Consider the following 22030-nt stretch of genomic DNA (forward strand, 5'->3'; position numbering starts at 1 on the left):
AGGGCCTTCGGACCCTCGTTTTATGTCATGACCGGAAAAGGAGAGGAGACTATGGAGGCGTACACCGGTTTCGCGGAAGTGTATGATCTGTTTATGGACAATGTCCCATATGAGCAGTGGGCCGAATATATTACGGGACTGCTGCGGGAATATGGGGTCGAAGACGGGCTGGTGCTCGATCTGGGATGCGGAACAGGGACCATGACAGAACTGCTGGCCGAAGCGGGATATGATATGATTGGTATCGACCAGTCGGAGGAAATGCTGGAAGAAGCATTGGAAAAAAAGGAAGCGTCCGGCCATGATATTTTATATCTTTGCCAGGATATGAGGGAATTTGAACTGTACGGAACGGTTCGGGCCATCGTATGCGTCTGTGATTCCATGAACTATATTCTGGAAGAGGAGGAGATTCTGGACATTTTGTCCGCGGCGGCATACAATTACCTGGATTATGACGGCCTCTTCATTTTTGATTTGAATACAGAATATAAATACAGGGAAATTCTGGGAGAACAGACTATTGCGGAAAACAGGGAGGAAGGAAGCTTTATCTGGGAAAACTATTATGATGAAGCTCAAAGAATCAACGAATACCAGCTGACGCTTTTTGTAAAAGAAAAAGAAGATATTTACCGAAAGTTTGAAGAGACACACTATCAGAGGGCATATAGCCTGGATACGGTACGAAATCTGGTGGAACGTTCCGGACTCCGACTGCTGCATATGTATGACGCGTTTACCAGAGAACCGGCAAGGGAAGATTCAGAACGGATCTACGTGATCTGTCAGAGAGAAAAGACGGATAAAGGAGAACAGATATGAACGATTATATAGTGCGGGCGACGGCGGCCAAAGGGCAGATCCGCGCGTTTGCGGTGACGTCTGCCGAAACGGTGGAGACTGCACGGAGAGCGCATGATACCAGCCCGGTGGTGACGGCGGCATTGGGAAGACTTTTAAGCGCGGGAGCCATGATGGGAGCTATGATGAAAGGAGAAGATGATCTGCTGACACTTCAGATTCAGTGCGACGGCCCGATCGGCGGTCTGGTGGTGACGGCAGATTCTCACGGACATGTAAAAGGGTATGCGAACCATCCGGAAGTGATGCTGCCGCCCAACGCCAGAGGAAAACTGGATGTAGGAGGCGCGCTGGGGCACGGGATCCTGAGCGTGATCCGTGATCTGGGCATGAAAGAACCTTATGCGGGACAGACAGAGCTGCAGACCGGAGAGATCGCGGAAGACCTGACTTATTATTTCGCCAGCTCGGAACAGACGCCTTCTTCGGTGGGACTGGGCGTATTGATGAACAGGGATAATACGGTGCGATGCGCAGGAGGATTTTTGATTCAGCTCATGCCGTTTGCTGAAGAAGAGGTCATCGAAAAGCTGGAGAAAAATCTGGCGGGAATTGATTCGGTGACCGCCTGTCTGGATCGGGGAGATACACCGGAACAACTTTTGGAAAAATTGCTGGAAGGACTCGAGTTGGAATTCCAGGAGAAAACAGGACTGCAGTTTTTCTGCAACTGCAGCAGGGAACGGGTGGAAAAAGCTGTGGTCAGCATAGGAAAGAAAGAGATTGCAGAGATGATTCAGGAAGGGAAGCCGGTGGAAGTCAAATGTCATTTCTGTAATAAAGCATATGAGTTCAGCATGGAAGATTTGAAGAGAATCATAAAAAGGAGCAGATAAGATGCAGTACGGATTTGTGAAAGCTGCGGCGCTTGCGCCGAAAATCAGGGTGGCGGATACGGAATACAATGCGGAAGAGATTATCCGTCTGATGAAAGAGGCTCATGGAAACGGAGCCAGGATTCTGGTATTTCCCGAATTATGCGTCACCGGATATACCTGCGGAGACCTGTTTCATCAGGACCTTCTCCTGACGGGGGCCAGACAGGCGCTTCAGGAGATTGTGGAAGCCAGCAACGGAATGGACGGTCTCTTTTTCGTGGGAATGCCTCTGGAGGTGGAAGGAAAACTTTACAATACTGCTGCGGTGTTCTCGGACGGGAGGATACTGGGATTTGTGCCAAAGACTCATGTGCCCAATTACAGTGAGTTCTATGAAAGACGTCATTTTACGGAAGCACCGGAAAGATGCCGCGTTCTGGAACTGCCGGAGTGGGGGGCGGTTCCTTTCGGAACGGATCAGCTTTTTGTCTGCGCGGGTTTTCCCTTGCTTAAGGTGGCGGCCGAGATCTGTGAAGATGTATGGACTCCGAATCCGCCCAGTATCCGCCATGCCATGCACGGAGCCACGGTCATCGTGAATCTGTCCGCCAGTGACGAGATTACCGGAAAGGACGCGTACCGCCGGGATCTGATCCGGATGCAGTCGGGACATCTGGTGTGCGGATATATCTATGCCAGCGCGGGAGAAGGGGAATCTTCCACGGATCTGGTATTTGGAGGCCATCATCTGATCTGTGAAAATGGTACGCTTTTAAAGGAGTCGGAACGGTTCCGCAACGAGACGATCTATGGAGAGATAGATGTGGAACGGCTGACCGGCGAACGCCGCAGAGTCTCTACATTTGATAATATATATGATGAAGGCAGATATCAGGTTTCTACATTTGCCATCTGCCCGCAGAAGGGAAGACTGGACCGCTTTGTGGATAAAGCTCCATTTGTCCCCGGCAACCGGGCAGAACGGGAGAAACGATGTGAAGAGATCCTGTCAATCCAGTCCATGGGATTGAAAAAACGCATGGAGCATACCAGCTGCAGAAGCGCGGTGATCGGGATTTCAGGGGGGCTGGATTCTACGCTGGCTCTGCTGGTGACTGCCCGGGCAGCGGACCTTCTGGGCCTGCCCCGTGACTGTATTACAGCGGTAACCATGCCATGCTTCGGAACCACAGACCGGACATATACGAATGCCTGCGAACTGACGAAGAGACTGGGGGCGAACCTCATGGAAGTTGACATCCGGGAAGCGGTGACCACGCATTTCCGTGATATCGGACAGGACATGGAAAAGCACGATGTAACTTATGAAAACTCCCAGGCAAGAGAACGGACTCAGGTGCTGATGGATACGGCAAACCGTCTGGGCGGCATGGTGATCGGAACCGGAGATATGTCGGAACTGGCTTTGGGATGGGCTACCTATAATGGAGACCATATGTCCATGTACGGCGTCAATGCGTCAGTTCCCAAGACGTTGGTCCGCCATCTGGTACGGTACTGCGCGGATACCTGTAAAGACAGCAGACTTTCGGAGATTCTGCTGGATATCCTGGACACGCCGGTCAGCCCGGAACTGCTTCCCCCCAAAGACGGCAAGATCGCTCAGCGGACGGAGGATCTGGTCGGGCCATATGAACTGCACGACTTTTTCCTGTATTATATGCTGCGTTTCGGTTTCGCTCCGGATAAAATCTATTATCTGGCGCGCGCGGCGTTTCGGGGCGAATATGAAGATCAGGTGATTCTGAAATGGCTCAATACTTTCTACAGACGATTCTTCGCGCAGCAGTTCAAACGGTCCTGTCTGCCGGACGGCCCCAAAGTGGGAACTGTGGCGGTGTCGCCCAGAGGGGATCTGCGTATGCCCAGCGACGCTTCCGCGCGGCTGTGGCTGGGCTGCATGAATAAACTGATGGAAAAAGATACAGACTAAAAAGGAATTAAAACAGGCCTCATTCATATATTATAGAAATAATGTAACCGTTCAGGACGGCTTGAACTGTTATGGAATAATTTAGAAATGAGGTCTTTTTATGCCTGAAAATGAATTTGCAAACGAACCGGCGCTGCCGGTTCAGACAGGCCGCCTGCAGGTGCGGCTGGTGGAAGAGGGCTCCCGCAGACCGGTCGCGGGGGCTGAAGTCATGATTTCTTATGAAGGAGATCCAGAGAGCAGTGTACGCCGGTTTATAACGAATGAATCCGGTATGACAGAACTGATCGAACTGCCGGCTCCGAATCTGGAATACAGTACGCAGTTTTCAGAGCCTCAGCCATATGCGGAATATACCGTGCAGGTGAAGGCGGCCGGCTATGAAGACGCGGAAGTGGAAGGAACAGAGATCCTGCCTGGGGTGACGGCGATCCAGGAGATCCGGCTGAGATCATCCGCAGGAGGAGGCGTTTTTGACCGGATTGTCATCGGCCCCCATACCCTTTATGGGGATTATCCGCCGAAAATCGCGGAATCGGAGATAAAACCGGTATCAGAGACCGGAGAGATTGTGCTGAGCCGGGTTGTGATTCCGGAGTATGTGATCGTACATGACGGGGCACCCACAGATGCCAGCGCGCAGAATTACTGGGTGAGATACCGGGATTATATCAAGAATGTGGCGTCCAGCGAGATTTACGCCACCTGGACAGACGCGGCGGTCCGCGCCAATATTCTGGCGATCATGTCATTTACGCTGAACCGTGTCTATACAGAATGGTACCGCAATAAAGGATATGACTTTACAATCACTTCGTCCACGGCGTTTGATCAGAAGTGGATTTACGGAAGAAATATTTATCAGAATATTTCCAATGTGGTTGACGAAATGTTTGGAAATTATCTTTCCAGGCCGAACGTGAAACAGCCGATTCTGACACAGTACTGCGACGGCAGACGGGTGTCCTGTCCGGAGTGGCTCAGTCAGTGGGGGTCGCAAAGTCTGGGAGAACAGGGGTACAGCGCGATAGAGATCCTTCGCTATTATTATGGAGACAGTATTTATATCAATACGGCGATGGAGATATCCGGAGTTCCCGCATCCTGGCCGGGGTATGATCTTACGGAAGGATCTGCCGGCGCAAAGGTACAGCAGATGCAGGAACAGCTTAACATGATTGCGGAAGCATATCCGGCTCTTCCGCGGATTGCCGCAGACGGAATCTTTGGCCCGGCCACCCGTGCCGCGGTAGAAGATTTTCAGGCAGTATTCGGACTGCCGGTGACAGGAATCGTAGATTACCGCACCTGGTATAAAATTTCGGAGATCTATGTAGGCGTTTCGCGTATCGCAGAATTAAATTAAATACCCCCTTTCTTTTTCTGGAAATATTGGGTATAATGTAACAAGTCAGAGTACGTAAAAACGCGCTTTGATACGAGAATGAATGAAAATGCTGTATTTTAAATAGATGGAAAGAACGAAAGGAGAACGTATTATGGCAGGAACCGATGTTGGAATTGACCTGGGAACAGCCAGTATTCTTGTGTATATCAAAGGCAAGGGCGTTGTGTTGAAAGAGCCGTCTGTCGTAGCATTCGACAGAGATACAAATAAAATCAAAGCAATCGGAGAGGAGGCACGTCTGATGCTGGGACGTACTCCGGGGAATATTGTAGCGGTGCGTCCGCTTCGGCAGGGGGTCATCTCCGACTATACGGTGACTGAGAAGATGCTGAAGTTCTTTATTCAGAAAGCAATCGGCAAAAAAACTTTCCGAAAGCCTAAAATCGCTGTCTGTGTGCCCAGCGGGGTTACGGAAGTGGAGAAAAAGGCAGTGGAGGATGCGACTTATCAGGCCGGCGCGCGGGAGGTTTTTATTATTGAGGAACCTATCGCGGCGGCTATTGGAGCAGGGATTGATATTTCCCGCCCCTGCGGAAATATGATTGTGGATATCGGAGGCGGCACAACGGATATCGCGGTGATCTCTCTGGGCGGCACTGTGGTCAGTACGTCGATCAAGATCGCAGGCGATGATTTTGACGAGGCCATTGTTCGTTATATGCGTAAGAAACATAACCTTCTGATTGGAGAAAGAACCGCCGAGGACATCAAGATCAAAGTGGGAAGCTGCTATCCGAGAGCCCAGGTGGACAGCATCGATGTGCGCGGGCGTAATCTGGTGACCGGCCTGCCGAAGACGGTGACAGTCACTTCCGAAGAGACGGAAGAAGCGCTGAAAGAAGCGACGGCTCAGATTGTGGAAGCGGTTCACAGCGTGCTGGAGCGTACTCCGCCGGAATTGACGGCAGATATTGCCGACAGAGGAATCGTGCTGACCGGAGGCGGCGCACTTCTGCGCGGGCTGGAAGAACTTCTGGAGTCCAAGACCGGTATCAATACGATGACAGCGGAAGAACCGATGCAGTGTGTGGCGATCGGAACCGGCAAGTTTGTGGAGTTCCTGTCCGGCAGCCATCACGAAGAGTGAGAGACAGACCCGGCAGGGTCCGGGGACGCGGGCAGGGAAGTATGAAATAGAAAAATGATGTGGGGACATGGCGGGAGTGCCATGTCCTTTTGGTTAAAGCAATATGGAAATACGAAAAGGATACGTGGAGCATATAGTGTTCCGAAACGGAGAAAATGGATATACAGTATTTCAGCTTGTGTCGGAGGAAGAGGAACTGACCTGTGTGGGGATATTTTCCGTATTGTCAGAAGGAGAACTGGTGCAGGTCAAAGGGACAATGAAAGAGCATCCCCTGTATGGGGAGCAGATGCAGGTGGAAGAATACTGTATTCTGGCTCCGGAGGATGAGACGGCGATGGAACGCTATCTGGGAAGCGGAGCGATCAAAGGGGTCGGAGCGGCCCTGGCAGCCAGGATTGTCAGGCGGTTTAAAGGAGATACTTTTCGGATTATTGAAGAAGAACCGGAGAGACTGGCGGAAGTAAAAGGAATCAGCGAGCGGAAAGCAATGGAGATCTCGGAGCAGATGGAGGAAAAAAAAGAACTCCGCCAGGCGATGATGTTTCTGACTCAGTATGGAATCTCCATGCAGCTTGCGGTGAAGATTTATAAAGAATACGGGCCGCGCACCTATCAGATCGTACAGGAAAATCCTTACCGGCTGGCAGACGATATCGTCGGGGTCGGTTTTCGCACGGCGGATGAGATCGCGTCGAGGATCGGAATACATACGTCGTCAGATTATCGGATCCGGAGCGGGCTGCTTTATGTGCTGCAGCAGGCTGCGGGAGATGGACATACCTGTCTTCCGCAGGATATTCTTCTTCGGAGAGCGTCGGAGCTTCTGGGGGTGGAGGAAAGTGCTGTCGAGGTACAGATGATGAATCTGTGCATGGATCGGAAACTGGTGATGAGAGAAGACAACGGGATGGTCATGGTGTTCTACAGCCGGTATTTCTATATGGAATTAAATACGGCCAGAATGCTCCATGATCTGAATCTTACCTGCCGGATGGAGGAGGAAGAGATCCGGGAAAAGTTGGAACAGGTTGAGCATGCTTCGGGAATTGAACTGGATGAGATGCAGCGCATGGCCGTACTGGAGTCGGTAAAACACGGTCTGCTTATTCTTACGGGCGGCCCCGGCACAGGGAAAACCACTACGATTAATACGATTATCCGGTATTTTGAAACGGAAGGCATGGAGATACTGCTGGCTGCGCCAACCGGGAGGGCGGCAAAGCGGATGACAGAGGCTACCGGATATGAAGCGGTGACGATTCACCGGCTTCTGGAATTGTCCGGCGCTCCCGGAGAGGATCAGGGACAGGCTTCCTTTGAAAGAAACGAGGATAATCCGTTGGAAGCGGATGTGATCATCATTGACGAGATGTCTATGGTGGACATTTTCCTGATGCATTCGCTTCTCCGGGCGGTAAGCGTGGGAACCCGGCTGATCCTGGTAGGAGATATCAATCAGCTCCCCAGTGTGGGCCCCGGATGCGTGCTTAAGGATATGATACGGTCGAACAAGTATCCGGTGGTGATGCTGCGCAAAATATTCCGCCAGGCAAGTCAGAGCGATATTATAGTGAATGCCCATAAGATTAACCGGGGTGAGCCGGTGATTCTTGACAATAAGAGCAGGGATTTCTTTTTCCTTAAGAGACAGGATCCTAATATGATCCTGCGGGTAGTGCTGGCTCTGGTTCAGGACAAGCTGCCTCCGTATGTCCGCGCGAAGCCCTACGATATTCAAGTTCTGACTCCGATGAGGAAAGGCGTTCTGGGGGTGGAGCATCTGAATGAGATCCTGCAGCGATATCTGAACCCGCCTTCGCCGGAGAAGACAGAGAAAGAGTATATCCGGGGAGTATTCCGGGAAGGCGATAAAGTGATGCAGATCAAAAATAATTACCAGATTGAGTGGGAAGCAAGAAACCGTTATGGTATTGCAGTAGATAAAGGTACAGGGATCTTCAACGGAGATCTGGGTGTGATCCGCAGTATTGACCTGTTGTCGGAGACCGTGGAGGTGCTGTTTGACGAGTACAGGACTGTAGTATACAGCTTTGCGCAGCTGGAAGAACTGGAGCTGGCATATGCCGTGACGATTCACAAGTCTCAGGGAAGTGAATATCCCGCCGTGGTGATCCCGCTGCTGACCGGCCCGAGGATGCTGATGAACCGGAATCTTCTCTACACGGCGGTTACCCGCGCCAGATCCTGCGTAACGCTGGTGGGCAGTGAGGAAACTTTTCAGATGATGATTGCCAATGGCAGCGAGCAGGCGCGTTACAGCGGTCTGCTGGGAAGAATACAGGAGGTAGAGCGGATTGAAAGCTGACCTGATCGGATTGTTGTTTCCGAGAAGATGCCCTGTATGTCATGACGTGGTAGAGGACAGGGGGGAGCGTATATGCAGAATCTGCAGGCTGAGACTTCCCTATGTGAGGGAGCCGTCCTGCAGAAAATGCGGAAAACCATTGTATGCGGAGGAAAAGGAATACTGCCGGGACTGCGCGTCCGGGAAACATGTTTTCCGACAGGGAAGGGCGCCTTTTGTGTATGATGAGATTATGAGGAGGTCTGTCTCCAGGTTTAAATATGGAGGCCGCCGGGAGTACGCGTCATTTTACGCGGAAGAAATTCTGAGAAAATGCGGCAGAGAGGCCGCGCTCTGGAAAGCAGAAGCGTTTATTCCGATCCCGCTGCATCCGTCCCGCAGGAGAAAGCGCGGTTTTAACCAGGCAGAGCTTCTTGCGCGCGAACTGTCTAAGAGGACAGGTATTCCTGCGGATGCCGGGGTTTTGTTCAGGGTAAAGAAGACCCGTGTACAGAAGGAACTGAACCGGGAAGAAAGAGCAGCCAATCTGAAAGGGGCTTTCTCGCTTGGAAAAGGAACTCTTCCTTATAAAAAAGTGATATTGATAGACGATATTTATACAACCGGAAGCACCGTAGACGAAGCAGCCCGGATACTCCGGGAGGGAGGGGCCGATTCCGTATATTTTTTGTGCATTTGTGTTGGAAGAGGCAATTAATTGTGTTATACTATGATGTAAATGAGATGAGGGCTGCGGATTATGATTAATGAGGAAAAAGTGGTATTGATGACGAAGGCCTCTTTGTGCGAGGCAAAAGAGACAAAGAAAAAGTTAAAAATTGCCGGGTATTTCCGGCATGATTATATCAGCCTTCAGCTTCTTTCCGGCTGGTTTTTTGCTACGGTCAGCTTTGGGCTTTGCGCGGCGTTATGGGCGTTCTGCAACATGGAATATTTGCTGGATAATCTCCATAAGATGGATTTGAGAAATTTTGGCCTGACATGGATATTGCTGTACGTCTGCGCTGTGGCGGTTTATTCCTGTATTCTGTACGGGGTCTGTTCTTTTCGTTACACAACAGCCAAAAAATGCGCGGCATCCTATGGACGCCTGCTCCAGAAGATATTGGAGATTTACGAGCAGGAGGAAAAAAACCCGGCTCCGGGAAATATGACGGAGGAAACGTAACATGACATCATTGTTAGAATTAAAACAGCATTTGAAATTATTTTATTCCAAATTCGATACTTACATTATTCCGGTTCTGAAATTTCTCTTGGCGCTGGCTGTGTTTTTTACGATCAACGGTCAGATCGGGTTTATGGAAAGGGCCGCAGGACCGGCAGTTTCTCTTTTGCTGGCGCTGCTATGCGCTTTTCTTCCCGTAAATTTGATCGCATTATTTGGAGCGCTGCTGATCTGCCTGCATGCTTTCGCGCTGTCCATTGAGGTGTTCGCTATGGCGGCAGGACTGCTTTTTATTATGTATGCGTTATACTTTCGGGTGGCGCCGGGATACGGCTATGTGCTGGTGATAACACCGCTGGCGTTTTTTCTGAATATTCCGTATGTGATTCCGCTGGTGATGGGCCTTTTGGGAGGTCCGGTATGCGCGGTGCCGGTGGCATGCGGAACGGTGATTTATTATCTGATTTTCTATATGAAGAATAATACTACGATGCTGACGAACCCTGAGTCGGAAGAAGTGGTTTCACGTCTTGCTTACCTGGTGGAAAACATTCTGAATAATAAGACGGTTCTGCTGACGATTCTGGTATTCGCGGTGACGCTCATGGTCGTCTACGCTATTCGGCGGATGAGTATGGATTACGCATGGTATCTGGCGATTGGAGCCGGGGCTGTGGTGAATGTCGTGCTGTTTCTGGTAGGTTCACTGATAATGTCGATCTCCATAGAGATTCTCCCGCTGGTGCTGGGAACGCTGGTGGCTCTGGCGATTGCCGTGGCAGTGGAGTTTTTTGTATTCAGTGTGGACTATTCACGTACAGAATATACACAGTTTGAAGACGACGAGTATTATTATTATGTGAAAGCGGTGCCCAAAATGTCGATCGCCATACCGGAGAAGAAAGTGAAAAAGATCAGTTCCGGCGGAAGAAATGCCCGCCGCAGACGCTGACAGCCATATCGCAGAGACTGCCTGAGAAAGGATGTGGGACAATGAGTCTGGATCAAATAAGGCAATACCTGGACTGGAATACACTGAACGTCACCTGGACGGATGTGGCGGAGATTGTTATCCTGTCTTTTATCATATATCAGATCATGATCTGGATCAAATCGACGCGGGCCTGGACGCTGCTGAAAGGATTTGCGGTGGTGCTTGCACTTCTGGCAGTGGCGGCAATTTTTCACATGGACACAATTCTGTGGATTGCGAAGAATTTTTTCAGTCTTGGTATCACAGCGCTGATCATCGTGTTTCAGCCGGAGCTTCGGCGTGCGCTGGAACAGCTGGGAGAAAAAAATATACTTACAACGATTGTTCCGTTTGACAGCCCCAAAACAGCGGGGGAAGGGATGACGGATCGAACGGTGTCGGAACTGGTCAAAGCCTGTTTTGAGATGGGCAAGGCAAGAACAGGCGCGCTTATAGTAATCGAACAAAGTGTGAGCCTGCAGGAATACGACAGAACAGGAATCTCGCTGGATTCTCTTGTGTCCAGTCAGCTTCTTCTGAATATTTTTGAAAAAAACACACCGCTGCATGACGGAGCGGTGATTCTGGCAGGAAACAGAGTCCGTTCTGCCACCTGTTATCTGCCTTTATCAGACAATATGACTCTGAGTAAGGAACTGGGAACGAGACACCGGGCTGCCGTAGGGGTGAGCGAAGTCAGCGATTCTCTGACGGTTGTGGTGTCTGAGGAAACGGGATCCGTTTCTGTGGCAAAAAGCGGGCGTCTGCTTCGCAACCTCAATCAGGAACAGCTCAGGGAACAGCTTCGCGCCCTTCAGGCGAAGACGGGAGAGAAAAAAAGAAAGGTGCTCAGACTGTGGAAAGGACGTGGCGGACATGAAGACAAAACTGCTCAATAACCTGCTGCTGAAATTGCTTTCCGTAGCGGCAGCCATGGTTCTGTGGCTGATCGTGGTAAATATCGATGATCCCATAACAGACGTTTCTTTCAGAAACATAAAAGTTGACATTGTTAATGCGGATATACTTGCGGATCAGGGGCAGGTATATCGGGTCGTGGAAGGTACGGATACCGTAGATCTGACGGTATATGCCCGCACCTCTGTGGCGGGGCGCCTTCAGGCATCAGATTTCAGGGCGACGGCAGATGTGCAGAAGGATCTGCGGTATGACAGCATGGTGAGCATTTCTGTGAGCTATGTGGGAGGAAACGCACGTACGGAAGATGCCATCGAGCGCATAGACCAGAGCCGTTCCAATGTGCTGGTCAGCATCGAAGAGTCGGTGACAGAGCAGTTTAAAGTGACGACCAGATATACCAACGAACCCAGCGACGGACTGGAAGTAGGTACGCTGACTCCGGAACAGACGGTGGTGGAGATCACCGGTCCGAAATCTACCGTGGATGAAATCCGGGAAGTGGTTGCCGAAGTCAATATCGCCGGGATCACAGGAACGGCGGTGCGCACCTGCACGCTGAAACTGATCGATGGAAATGGAGACGAGATGGATGACACTTATCTGGAATACGCGGAGAAAGATCAGCCGTTCCAGGTGACGGTGACGACCCTGAATACAAAGGAAGTGGGGATCAGCTTTGACGTAAGCCAGGCGGCGCCGGAAGGCTATGGACTGTCGGCTATTTCCTATACTCCTCAGACGGTGACGATCGCAGGGGAACAGTCTAATATCCGGCCGATACTGAATCTGGATATTCCGGCGGAGGCGCTGAATCCGGACGGACAGACCGGAAGCGTGGAGCAGACGGTGGACATCAGTCAGTATCTGCCTGACGGGATCCGGATTCCGGATGAGAATGAGAGGGAAATTGTGGTACGGATGGAAATCATACCGTATGAGACCACAAGTTATACATTCGTCCCGGGACAGATTCATTTCGCCAATATACAGGAAGGACTGGAACTGGATGCGGAAGACAGCGGGGATGTGACGATACAGGTCAGCGGCCTGCCGGCGGATCTGGCCGCGTTGACACAGGACAGTATCCAGCTTACTGCAGATCTGGCAGATTGTACAAGAGCCGGATCATATACGGTGCCGGTGACGGTAACGGTTCCGGACGGTTATACATGTTCGGATACCCCTGAGATCACAGTGCGTCTGGTGAGAACAGAAGAATAGACTGAATAAAGCGGGGTTCTGCTGCTCTGGCGGCAAAGCCCTGTCTTTTGCTTAAAAAGAAATTTATGTAAGGAGTCTTGCATGGGTAAAAAGCATTTACTGATATGGGCTGTCTGCTGTCTGCTGATCACGGCGGCAGGGATCGCGTATCCGGTGACCAGCGCCAGATCTCTGGGGCTGGAAGGGGCAAATCAGGCGAATATGGTCAGCAGAACAGAAGAACTGACAGCAGGCAGGGTTCTGGAATTTGTGTTGGAGCCCCCTGCGGATACGGCGGAAGAGATCGGGTTTTTCTTTTCATCCGGAGGGTATCAGTTTACGGAGGGATATCTCCGGATCATGGCATTTGACGGAGACACTGTCATCGGAGGGAGGGATTTTCTCCTGTCAGAGATAGGGGACGTGCAGTTCCTGTCAGTGCAATTGGATACTCCGCCGGAAGAACTGAGGGTATGCATAAGTTCAGACGCGGCTGCGAGAGGTCCTTCTCTTTGGTTCAACGAGAATACCGTGACGCCGGGAGAAGCATATCTGGATGGTGTCAGACAGGAAAAAAGTCTTGTATATAATCTGACTTATACGGTGCGGATTCACCGCGTCTGGCAGCCTCTGGCTGTGGGCGTGCTTCTGCTGTTGGGAGGTCTCGGAGTTTACGCGGCGAACGGTTTTTCATTCCGAAAGGAAAAAGGACAGAAATCGCCGGAAGACGGAGAAAGATTTCCCAGACCGAACAGACGGCAGGCAGCAGGATTGTTATGTATAGTGGTATTGGGGGCCCTGCTTTTTTATTATCTGTATGATACCAGAATCCGGATTGCCCAGAATACTACAGAACAGGTAACGGTTCTGGAGGCGGACGGCGAGCTGATACCGGTGACAGAAGCCACATCTGTGGTGAGTCAGAAGGTGAAACCGGGGGAGGAACTGCTGACCGGGCTTGGCGTAAGGTTTTATCTGGAGGACGGAGTAACCCTGGACCAGGGAAGCATGCATGCGGTCGTGACGGACCTGACCCTGGGACAAGTCCTGTGTGAGACAGATATTCAGGCCTCCCAGTTTATTTCGGGAGAATATGTGGGATTGCTGTTTGAAAATTCGCAGAGCGGGGTGTCTGATCATGAATACCGCATTGATTTGACTTTCTCGGAAGAGCTTTGGGACAGCGGTCTTCAGATCATGAGCAGCAGCGAGGGAATCTGTGTAAGAGCGTATCTGTATTTTAATATATTCCTCAAAAGATTTTTCTTTTTCATGTTCCTGGGAGTGGAAGGATTCCTGTGTGTTTTCTGGTATGTGACCTTTGTGAAAAAGGCGCGTCTGGAAACGGTTTTCCTGGTGACAGTGCTGTTCTTCGGCCTTATATACAATGTGATGCTGACGCCGTATATGGTGCCGGACGAAGAGAAACACATCGATATGGCATACCGTTACAGCAACGATGTGCTGGGATATGAATCCCTTGGAGACACCGCATGTCTGAAGCGGGCGGATGACGCGGAGATGGAGTTTACTTCCTCGCCGTCGTTTCGGAATTACCGGAATATTTATCATGGCATGTTTTCCAAAGTGTCGGATGATACTATGGTGGAGGCGGAAGTAAACAGCAATATTGAGGGAAGTATCCTTCTGTATCTGCCCGCAGTGGCGGGGATGACACTGGCGCGTCTTCTGGGATGGGGGACAGTTCCTATGCTGCTGCTGGCCCGGTATCTGAATCTTGCCGCGTTTGCTTTCCTGACCTGGGCAGGGATGAGAAGACTTCCGTTCGGCAAGACAACGCTTTTTGTGCTTGCGCTTCTGCCGGTTAATATGCAGCAGTGCACTTCATTTTCCCATGACGCCATGGTTCACGGAATTGTATTTTTCTATAGCTGTCTGTGTATCCGGGCCATATTTGCGGAAGAGAAGATAAGCGGACAACAGATGATATTGATGGAACTCGCGGCCCTGTTCCTGATATACTGCAAAAGCGGAAGCTATTTTCCGCTGGCGCTCCTTCCGTTGCTGATTCCTGTGGTACGTTACCGGGGCAAAAAGGAAAAAGGCATGGCCATGATTGCGCTGCTGGGAATTCCTCTGGTGGGATTCCTTATGAGAAACCTGAGCGTAGTGACCGGGATTATGGCGACGACAGCGCAGACCAGCGTGGTGGAGACCGGGGGAGGAGCGGAATATCTGACTGGTTATACGCTGGGATATTTTCTGAACGATCCGATAGAACTGGTTTATATGCTGGTCAATACTGTTTTTGACAAAGGCGGATTTTATCTGGAGTCTCTGGTCGGATATCAGCTGGGATGGGTAGAGATCGAGACGTCCGTGATAGTGGTTCTGCTGTTCTGGTTCCTGTTGTTCCTGTCTGTCTGCGACACGGAAGGAAGCCAGATACAGATTTGCAAGGGACAGCGTGCATGGATGTTTCTGCTGTGTGCGGGAAGTACAGGATTGATTCTTCTGGGGATGCTGCTTCAGTGGACGCCTATGGGGTATGTGTCTATCGAGGGAGTTCAGGGAAGATATTTCCTGCCGTTTATGCTGGTCCTGCTGACTGCGTGCAAAAACAAATTTATTCTGCTCAGGCGCAGGATCGACAGAGGAATTGTGTCCGCTGCCGTGACAGGGCAGCTCCTGACCCTTATGTATGTGATAAAACAGGTGACGATGGTATAATGAATGAAGATGTGAGGTTCAGCGTGGTGATTCCGGTCTATCAGGCTCTGGATACGCTGGAAAGATGTGTGGCTTCCTGGCTGGGACAATCGAGAAGTGATCTGGAACTGATTCTGGTAGACGACGGTTCCACGGACGGAAGCGGCGATAAATGTGAAGAACTGGCCGGTGGGGATTCCAGGATCCGTGTAATACATCAGACAAACGCGGGCGTGTCCGCGGCCAGAAATGCGGGAATTGGTGCCGCGCGGGGAGAATTCTTGCTGTTTACGGACAGCGACGATTATGTGGAACCAGTTTATCTGGAAAAGATGGCCTCCGCGCAGCGGCTGGAGGACAGCGATCTGGTATTATGCGGGTTTCACCATCTGTATGACGGAACGGATATCAGGAAAGTTCCGGAGCTGTCCGGAACCTGGGCAATGGAAGCTTTCGCGGAGCCGTTTCTCTCTCTGTATGAAAAGAGTTATCTGAATATGCCCTGGAACAAGCTTTTCCGCAGAGAATGGCTGGGAAAATTCGATACAGATCTCAGCCTGGGAGAAGATCTGCTCTTTAACCTGGAGTATCTGAGAAGATGCCGGAAAATCACAGTGGTTCCGGAAGCTCTTTGTTTTTATATACAGGAAGAGCAGAAAACGACTCTTTCTTCCCGAAAGAGGGAAGACCGTCTGGAACTGGCGAAAATGGTATGTCGGGAGACGGAACATTTCTACGAAGAACGGTGGAAGACCAGACCGGATGGAAGAATTTTTACCCGATATATGAACGAGATTCTGGATGAATGTGAGAAATTGCCGACGGACCGCAGTCTGAGTTTGAAAGAAAAAAGAGAATACATTCATATGTGTGCCGGAGATTCCTGGGTGAGGCAGAGAGGTAAGGAAGCATGTCTTTCGCTGCCGGATTACCGGATTCTGTGGTTTTTTCTGAAACGGGATATGCCGCGCACCGTGTATGCTTTATGTGTGCTTCGCCGTGCAGTGGTGACGATTGTACATGAAATGCGCAGGAGGAGACAGAGATGAAACCTTTGATCAGTGTAATTGTGCCTGTTTACCGGGTGGAAGAATTTCTGCCAAGATGCGTGGACAGTCTGAGGGCGCAGACTTATGAAAATCTGGAGATTATTCTGGTGGATGACGGATCTCCGGATCACTGTCCGGAGATTTGTGAGAAATATGCGGCCAGAGATGTGAGGATCCGGGTTATTCATCAAGAAAACAGAGGACTCTCGGGAGCGCGGAATGCGGGAATCGACGCGGCAGCAGGCGAATATCTGGCATTCGTGGATTCGGACGATTATGTAACGGAGGACTTTATCGAATCTTTGTACACGCTTGCAGAGGAGACCGGGTGTCCGATTGCGCAGTGCAAATTTTCTTATGTACAGGGAGAAAGACTTCGGGAAAGAGAAAATCAGGTCTGGAAAATCTATCGGGGAGAGAGCCTGATGACCCAGCTCTACGGTCCGGAAGAAGAAGCGACTTGTTTTGTTGTGGCATGGAACAAACTATACCGAAAGGATTTATTTGACGGTATCCGATACCCGGAAGGCAGGGTTCATGAAGACGAGGCAACGACATACCGGTTATTCCATGCAGGGAAAAAACTGGCTTTTCTGGACCGCGCGTTGTATGGATACTACACAGGAAATACAGGGAGCATTACGGCGGTGTTTTCGCGGAAAAGACTGGACTGGATGACTGCCCATGAGGAGAGGATCTGCTTTTTCGCGGATCACGGATATGAAAATCTGCTTCCGGCAGCGTACAGAAAGCTATGCGACGCATGCATCACTTTTTATTTTCGCTGTACGGAGGATGTGGAGAGCTCAAAGACGCTGCAGGCTGACTTAAAAAAACGCCTGCAGAAATATCAGAAGGACGGAGCGGCGTTCATCCGCAAGCTTCCCTGGAAAACACGGACGGGGTACCGGCTGTTTCGTATTTCACCGGGAGTCTATCAAAAAATTCTGAGCAGGATACAGGAGCCGGGATGAAAGAAAAGATCAGTGTAATTGTGCCGGTTTACGGCGTGGAAAAAGTGCTGGGACGCTGTGTGGAAAGTATTCTGGCGCAGACATATGAAAATATAGAAATAATATTGGTGGATGACGGATCGCCGGATAGCTGTCCGGCGATCTGCGACGACTACAGCAGGAGATTTTCCAATATCCGGACCATACACAAAAGGAACGGAGGACTTACTTCCGCATGGAAAGAAGGAGTGCGTCATGCGGAAGGAGCGCTGCTGGGATTTGTGGACAGCGATGACTGGATCGATCCGGACATGTATGAGCGGCTGGCGGGAGCATTGGAGGAAAAAGATGCGGATATCGCCATGGCGGGGCTGGTTTTTGACTATGCGGATCCGGGATATCCTCCCCGCCGGGAGACGAACCGGATGGAGAAGCCGTTTTATGACAGCGCGGATTTGAAAGCCCTTTTTCCGGTCCTTTTGAATGACGGAAGTTTTATCGGGAGAACGATCCAGCCTTCCCGTGTGACAAAGCTGTTCCGGAGAGAGCTGGTGGAGCGCAACCTGGACCTGTGGGATGAACGGGTGACGGTAGGAGAGGACCTGCAGATGGTCTTCGCCGCAGTGCTGGATGCCCGGGGGATCTGCGCGGTCCCGGATTATTATCCGTACCATTACTGGTACAATATGGCTTCTATGACTGGCGGACACGATCCGGCATATCTTCAAAAGATTAAACTGCTTCGCGAACGGATGGAGAAGATCTCTGACGAAAAAGGAGTCTATGATTTCCGGCCTCAGATCCGCAACGATTTTCTGAGTCTGGCGGTTATGGCAGTGAAAAACGAGATTTGGAGAAACCGTCGGGACCCGTTGGGAAAAGTATTGGAAAATGTAAGTGCCATGTGCCGGGATGCCTCCGTGCAGGAGGCATTGCGGAATCATACGATGGACAGGATAGGATTATCTGTCAGGCTTTATATTTTTATGATGAAACACGGGATGGCGTTTAGCTGCTATCTGGTTACAAAGATATTCTTTACTTTTTACTATCGGATCTTTTCCCGTATGCAGTGATAAAGGAGAGAAAAATGGAACGGAAATTGATATTTCTGGATATTGACGGGACAATTTTGATCCCGGGAATGGTTGTCCGTCGGGAGGTTATGGAAGGACTCCGGAGGGCCCGCAACCGGGGGCATCAGATCTTTATCTGTACAGGGAGAGCTGTGTCGGTGCTGCCCGCGGAACTGGACGATCTGACATGGGACGGGGTGATCGCCAGCGCCGGAAGCGATATCTGGATTCATGGACAGAATGTCTACCGCGGTTCTCTGGAAGTGGAGCAGATCCGGAAGGCCAGCAGGCTCCTGGAAGGATTTGGAGCGGTTTATGTGCTGGAAGGCTATGACCACATGTATGTATGCGGCTATGGAAGAAAGCTGCTGTTGGATCAGGTGGCGTCCGAAGATCTTAATCCTGAGATGGTACGATGGAGAAATTTCTTCCGGCAGAAAAAGAATGTCCGGAGCTTCGAGGAGTGGGATCCGGATCAGACGCCGATCCCTAAAGTGACTTTTATGTTGTGGGGAAAAGAATATCTGGAAAAGCTGGAATCAGAGTTAAAAGATGATTTTTATATGGCGCTGTTCCAGACCGGATCAGGTGATTTCTTCAACGGGGAGCTGATCTCGCTGAAAGACAATAAAGGTACGGCAGTACGGCGGACGGCGGACCTTCTGAAAGCAGATATCAAAGACACGATAGCTTTTGGAGACAGCATGAACGATTATCAGATGATTGAAATGGCAGAAGTGGGAGTCGCTATGGGAAACGCGGATGAAAAAGTGAAAAAGATTGCTGACCGGGTCTGTGAATCTGTGGAGGAAGACGGGGTGATCCGGGAGTTGGAAAGGATGGGAATATGTTGAAAAAGCTGGGCCAATGTATCGGCAGGCAGAGAAACTGGATCTATGCTGTTTTCGCCTGTTTCGCGCTGATGATATCGCTGAATACAGATCTGAGTGAGATCAGCGCCGAAGCGGCTGCAGGCGGTTTCTGGAATCTGCTGGCGGGATACATAAAAAAATTGGAGTATCTGCTTCCGGTGTTTACCTATCGGGATGCGCTGCTTGCGTTTTTTATTTTTTTCTTTTTTCAAAAAGCCGGAGAGGAATGGGATACGCAGATTTCCCGGTGGACATACCGGATGCCGGCGGCACTGACCGCATTTTTTCTGGTGTTCGGTTACAGCTTCCGATATACCAATTCATGGGATTTAATTTTCATGGATACATTCCATCTTCTGGTATCTGCACTGATGATGGCGGGATATTATTTCCTGTTCTCCAGAATTTACAGCCAGTTTCTTTACCGGATCTGCAGAATGGCCTCTGAAAGGGGCGTAAATGCGAGACCGTGGAAAGCAACGGAGTGGATCTTTGAAAAGCATGCGTTTTGGGGACCCTTTCTGGTGATTCTGCTGTTCTGGGCGCCGTATATCCTGGCGAAATTCCCAGGAGCCGCCATGCCGGAGACGCTGGCGGAAATGAGGCAGTTTTACTGGAACGACATTAACAATTATTACCCGCCGTTCCATACGGTGACCATGAGTCTGATCATGCAGCTCGGCAATCTGATACATTCGTATACGCTTGGATTTTTCCTGAATCTGGTATTGCAGCTCGCTCTTCTTTTGTCGGCGTTCTCTTATGGGTTCGTTCTGATGAAACGGTGGAAGACTCCGTACATGATCCGCTATGCATCGCTTGCCATTATCTGTATTGTACAGTTTTTCCCGATGGAATCTACAATCGTGGAGAAAGATGTCCCCTATACAGCGTGCGTAATTTTCCTGGTGCTGCTGCTCTACGAACTGGTGCGGACGATTCGGGCGGACGAGGTGTATTCCTGGAAAAAGATGGTTGGCATGGTTCTGGTCTGTATGGGAGTGGCCTGCAACCGGAATGAAGGATTCTATTTAATTCTGGTATCCGGCATCGCCGTGGCGGTATATGTGTTCCGGATTTTATGGAACGGGCATCGGACGAACTGTATCCGGATCATGACGGCAGTTCTGCTGCCGCTCCTGCTTTTTGCCGGTTATCAGAAGGTCCTGCTGCCTGCCTGCGGAGTGACAGACAACGGCCCGAAAGAAGCTTTGTCTATCCCGTTCCAACAGACGGCGCGATATGTCCGGGATTATGGGGATGAAGTGACAGAGGAAGAGGCGGAAATCATAGGACAGGTGCTGGATTATGAGAATCTGGCAGAGCTGTATGACCCGATTACATCCGATCCGGTGAAATATACCTATCACGCGGAGGCGACAGGGGATCTGCTGGATTATTTTGGCGTGTGGTTCCGACAGCTTCTGAAGCACCCGGGCAGCGCGGTGGAAGCTACGATGAACAATGCTTATGGTTGGTTTTATCAGGAAGGGTACGCCCATAATTACCTGATGACGCCCACAATCGACGGGCAGGAAATCCGCTGGGAGATTGTGCAGCCGGAGAAACTTGCAGGGGTGCGCCAGGTGATGGAGCGTGTGGCCAAACTGTTGTCAAGAGTACCGGTCGTCAACTGGTTTGAAAATGCCGGTTTTGTATCCTGGATGACGATTCTGGCGGCAGCGGTGTGGATCGGCTCCGGACGGAAAAAATACCTGCTTTCCGCACTGCCTCTGCTGGTCGCGCTGCTGGTATGCGTGGCGTCGCCCACGTTCAATTATCAGGTCCGGTATATCATGCCGGTGATGTTCTGCGTTCCGTATTTGCTGCCGATGGTGCTGCAGAGCCTGACAGAGAAAAGAGAACGGGAGCGCTAAATCAGCTCCCGTTTACAAATTGGCGGCCTTCGTGGTCCATTTCGTAGTTCTCAGTGTAGATCAGTTCCGAAATGGGGACGATCTCGTACCCTTTGTCTGTGAGGCCGGTGATGACCTGTTCCAGCGCGTCTTTTGTATAGGTGGCGCCATTGTGCATCAGGATGATGGATCCATTGCCCAGATGCGGATGATCCACTACCTTGGACACGATGGCGTCCGCACCATAGTCTTTCCAGTCCAGACTGTCCACGTCCCATTGAATCACATGGTATCCCAGTCCATTGGCGGCTTCGATCAGCGTGTCGTTATAGTCGCCGTAAGGAGGACGGAACAAAAACATGTCTTTGCCGGTCAGCTCTTTGACTTTATCGTGTACTTTCTGGATCTCGTCTTTGCATTCTTCCGCACTCAGCTGGGACATCTGCTTGTGATTTTCACTGTGATTTCCCAGATCATGTCCTGCGTCCGAAATCGCTTTTACATCTTCCGGATAAGATTCTACCCATCCTCCGGTCATGAAAAATGTAGTTTTAATGTTGTGCTTTGCCAGGATGGAGAGAAGATCGTTGGTGTCTTCATTTCCCCACGCCGCGTCAAAACTCAAGGAGACTTTCGGCGCTTCGGTCTGCACGCAGTAGATTGGGAGTCTGCGGCTTTCAACCAGGGCGGAGGCGGGAACGGTGTCTTCTCCGAAAAAAATTGTGCCAACCAGCACAACAGTCAGGCAGAGCGCAAGGATACCTGCTTTTGAGAGGAACAAGTGTTTCATAGATACTCCGCAGGATATTTCTTGTTTCTATGTGTATGAGAT

18 protein-coding genes are annotated in these 22030 nt (G+C 50.7%); 17 read left to right on the top strand and 1 reads right to left on the bottom strand.

Annotation, left to right across the window (positions count from 1 at the left end; all coding sequences use genetic code 11):
- Positions 1-51 precede the first annotated feature (51 nt).
- From B5F29_RS00145 to B5F29_RS00225, 17 genes are all read left to right on the top strand, one after another.
- The gene (locus tag B5F29_RS00145) at positions 52-825 is read left to right on the top strand and encodes a class I SAM-dependent DNA methyltransferase (protein ID WP_087152659.1); all 774 of its coding nucleotides are present in this window, start codon (positions 52-54) and stop codon (positions 823-825) included.
- The gene (hslO, locus tag B5F29_RS00150; RefSeq protein ID WP_087152660.1) at positions 822-1700 is read left to right on the top strand and encodes an Hsp33 family molecular chaperone HslO; all 879 of its coding nucleotides are present in this window, start codon (positions 822-824) and stop codon (positions 1698-1700) included. The genes B5F29_RS00145 and hslO overlap by 4 nt, the downstream gene beginning before the upstream one ends.
- A 1-nt stretch (position 1701) precedes the next feature.
- Positions 1702-3636 carry an NAD(+) synthase gene (locus B5F29_RS00155; RefSeq protein ID WP_087152661.1) on the top strand — a complete coding sequence of 645 codons (1935 nt, stop codon included), beginning with the start codon at positions 1702-1704 and terminating at the stop codon, positions 3634-3636.
- 100 nt (positions 3637-3736) lie between these two features.
- Positions 3737-5002, top strand: coding sequence for a peptidoglycan-binding protein (locus B5F29_RS00160; RefSeq protein WP_087152662.1), 1266 nt, complete (start codon positions 3737-3739; stop codon positions 5000-5002).
- 133 nt (positions 5003-5135) lie between these two features.
- The gene (gene mreB / locus B5F29_RS00165; RefSeq protein WP_087152663.1) at positions 5136-6131 is read left to right on the top strand and encodes a rod shape-determining protein MreB; all 996 of its coding nucleotides are present in this window, start codon (positions 5136-5138) and stop codon (positions 6129-6131) included.
- Between the two features lie 103 nt (positions 6132-6234).
- Positions 6235-8460, top strand: coding sequence for an SF1B family DNA helicase RecD2 (recD2, locus tag B5F29_RS00170; protein ID WP_087152664.1), 2226 nt, complete (start codon positions 6235-6237; stop codon positions 8458-8460).
- On the top strand, positions 8450-9157 hold the full coding sequence (locus B5F29_RS00175; protein ID WP_087152665.1) for a ComF family protein: 708 nt from the start codon (positions 8450-8452) through the stop codon (positions 9155-9157). The genes recD2 and B5F29_RS00175 overlap by 11 nt, the downstream gene beginning before the upstream one ends.
- 42 nt (positions 9158-9199) lie before the next feature.
- A complete protein-coding gene (locus B5F29_RS00180) occupies positions 9200-9628 on the top strand; it encodes a hypothetical protein (RefSeq protein WP_087152666.1) in 429 nt (142 codons plus the stop codon).
- Between the two features lies 1 nt (position 9629).
- A complete protein-coding gene (locus tag B5F29_RS00185) occupies positions 9630-10580 on the top strand; it encodes a hypothetical protein (protein ID WP_087152667.1) in 951 nt (316 codons plus the stop codon).
- Positions 10581-10621: 41 nt separating this feature from the next.
- Positions 10622-11500 (top strand): diadenylate cyclase CdaA, encoded by an 879-nt coding sequence (gene cdaA / locus B5F29_RS00190; protein ID WP_143449095.1) that lies wholly within the window; start codon positions 10622-10624, stop codon positions 11498-11500.
- Positions 11478-12743, top strand: coding sequence for a CdaR family protein (locus tag B5F29_RS00195; protein ID WP_087152668.1), 1266 nt, complete (start codon positions 11478-11480; stop codon positions 12741-12743). Before cdaA ends, B5F29_RS00195 begins: the two co-directional genes overlap by 23 nt.
- A gap of 81 nt (positions 12744-12824) precedes the next feature.
- A complete protein-coding gene (locus B5F29_RS00200; protein ID WP_087152669.1) occupies positions 12825-15413 on the top strand; it encodes a DUF2142 domain-containing protein in 2589 nt (862 codons plus the stop codon).
- Entirely contained in the window at positions 15413-16441 is a 1029-nt protein-coding gene (locus tag B5F29_RS00205) for a glycosyltransferase family 2 protein (RefSeq protein WP_087152670.1), read from the top strand. The genes B5F29_RS00200 and B5F29_RS00205 overlap by 1 nt, the downstream gene beginning before the upstream one ends.
- Positions 16438-17415, top strand: a complete 978-nt coding sequence (locus tag B5F29_RS00210; RefSeq protein WP_087152671.1) for a glycosyltransferase family 2 protein — start codon at positions 16438-16440, stop codon at positions 17413-17415. Before B5F29_RS00205 ends, B5F29_RS00210 begins: the two co-directional genes overlap by 4 nt.
- Entirely contained in the window at positions 17412-18470 is a 1059-nt protein-coding gene (locus B5F29_RS00215) for a glycosyltransferase family 2 protein (protein ID WP_087152672.1), read from the top strand. Before B5F29_RS00210 ends, B5F29_RS00215 begins: the two co-directional genes overlap by 4 nt.
- A 14-nt stretch (positions 18471-18484) precedes the next feature.
- Positions 18485-19324 (top strand): Cof-type HAD-IIB family hydrolase, encoded by an 840-nt coding sequence (locus B5F29_RS00220; RefSeq protein ID WP_087152673.1) that lies wholly within the window; start codon positions 18485-18487, stop codon positions 19322-19324.
- Positions 19318-21219, top strand: coding sequence for a DUF6020 family protein (locus B5F29_RS00225; protein WP_087152674.1), 1902 nt, complete (start codon positions 19318-19320; stop codon positions 21217-21219). The genes B5F29_RS00220 and B5F29_RS00225 overlap by 7 nt, the downstream gene beginning before the upstream one ends.
- Position 21220: 1 nt before the next feature.
- Here B5F29_RS00225 and B5F29_RS00230 read toward each other — a convergent pair whose 3' ends face one another.
- The gene (locus B5F29_RS00230; RefSeq protein WP_087152675.1) at positions 21221-21988 is read right to left on the bottom strand and encodes a polysaccharide deacetylase family protein; all 768 of its coding nucleotides are present in this window, start codon (positions 21986-21988) and stop codon (positions 21221-21223) included.
- Between the last annotated feature and the right edge of the window lie 42 nt (positions 21989-22030).

Origin of the sequence: Lachnoclostridium sp. An196 (assembly GCF_002160135.1) — a bacterium.
Classification (GTDB): Bacteria; Bacillota; Clostridia; order Lachnospirales; family Lachnospiraceae; genus Hominiventricola; species Hominiventricola avistercoris.

What these genes read in the sequence shown, in the direction of transcription:
- B5F29_RS00145 (WP_087152659.1), top strand. Translation starts at nt 52, where the DNA reads ATGGAGGCGTACACCGGTTTCGCGGAAGTGTATGATCTGTTTATGGAC.
- hslO (WP_087152660.1), top strand. Translation starts at nt 822, where the DNA reads ATGAACGATTATATAGTGCGGGCGACGGCGGCCAAAGGGCAGATCCGC.
- B5F29_RS00155 (WP_087152661.1), top strand. Translation starts at nt 1,702, where the DNA reads ATGCAGTACGGATTTGTGAAAGCTGCGGCGCTTGCGCCGAAAATCAGG.
- B5F29_RS00160 (WP_087152662.1), top strand. Translation starts at nt 3,737, where the DNA reads ATGCCTGAAAATGAATTTGCAAACGAACCGGCGCTGCCGGTTCAGACA.
- mreB (WP_087152663.1), top strand. Translation starts at nt 5,136, where the DNA reads ATGGCAGGAACCGATGTTGGAATTGACCTGGGAACAGCCAGTATTCTT.
- recD2 (WP_087152664.1), top strand. Translation starts at nt 6,235, where the DNA reads ATGGAAATACGAAAAGGATACGTGGAGCATATAGTGTTCCGAAACGGA.
- B5F29_RS00180 (WP_087152666.1), top strand. Translation starts at nt 9,200, where the DNA reads ATGATTAATGAGGAAAAAGTGGTATTGATGACGAAGGCCTCTTTGTGC.
- B5F29_RS00185 (WP_087152667.1), top strand. Translation starts at nt 9,630, where the DNA reads ATGACATCATTGTTAGAATTAAAACAGCATTTGAAATTATTTTATTCC.
- cdaA (WP_143449095.1), top strand. Translation starts at nt 10,622, where the DNA reads ATGAGTCTGGATCAAATAAGGCAATACCTGGACTGGAATACACTGAAC.
- B5F29_RS00195 (WP_087152668.1), top strand. Translation starts at nt 11,478, where the DNA reads ATGAAGACAAAACTGCTCAATAACCTGCTGCTGAAATTGCTTTCCGTA.
- B5F29_RS00200 (WP_087152669.1), top strand. Translation starts at nt 12,825, where the DNA reads ATGGGTAAAAAGCATTTACTGATATGGGCTGTCTGCTGTCTGCTGATC.
- B5F29_RS00205 (WP_087152670.1), top strand. Translation starts at nt 15,413, where the DNA reads ATGAATGAAGATGTGAGGTTCAGCGTGGTGATTCCGGTCTATCAGGCT.
- B5F29_RS00210 (WP_087152671.1), top strand. Translation starts at nt 16,438, where the DNA reads ATGAAACCTTTGATCAGTGTAATTGTGCCTGTTTACCGGGTGGAAGAA.
- B5F29_RS00215 (WP_087152672.1), top strand. Translation starts at nt 17,412, where the DNA reads ATGAAAGAAAAGATCAGTGTAATTGTGCCGGTTTACGGCGTGGAAAAA.
- B5F29_RS00220 (WP_087152673.1), top strand. Translation starts at nt 18,485, where the DNA reads ATGGAACGGAAATTGATATTTCTGGATATTGACGGGACAATTTTGATC.
- B5F29_RS00225 (WP_087152674.1), top strand. Translation starts at nt 19,318, where the DNA reads ATGTTGAAAAAGCTGGGCCAATGTATCGGCAGGCAGAGAAACTGGATC.
- B5F29_RS00230 (WP_087152675.1), bottom strand. Translation starts at nt 21,988, where the DNA reads ATGAAACACTTGTTCCTCTCAAAAGCAGGTATCCTTGCGCTCTGCCTG.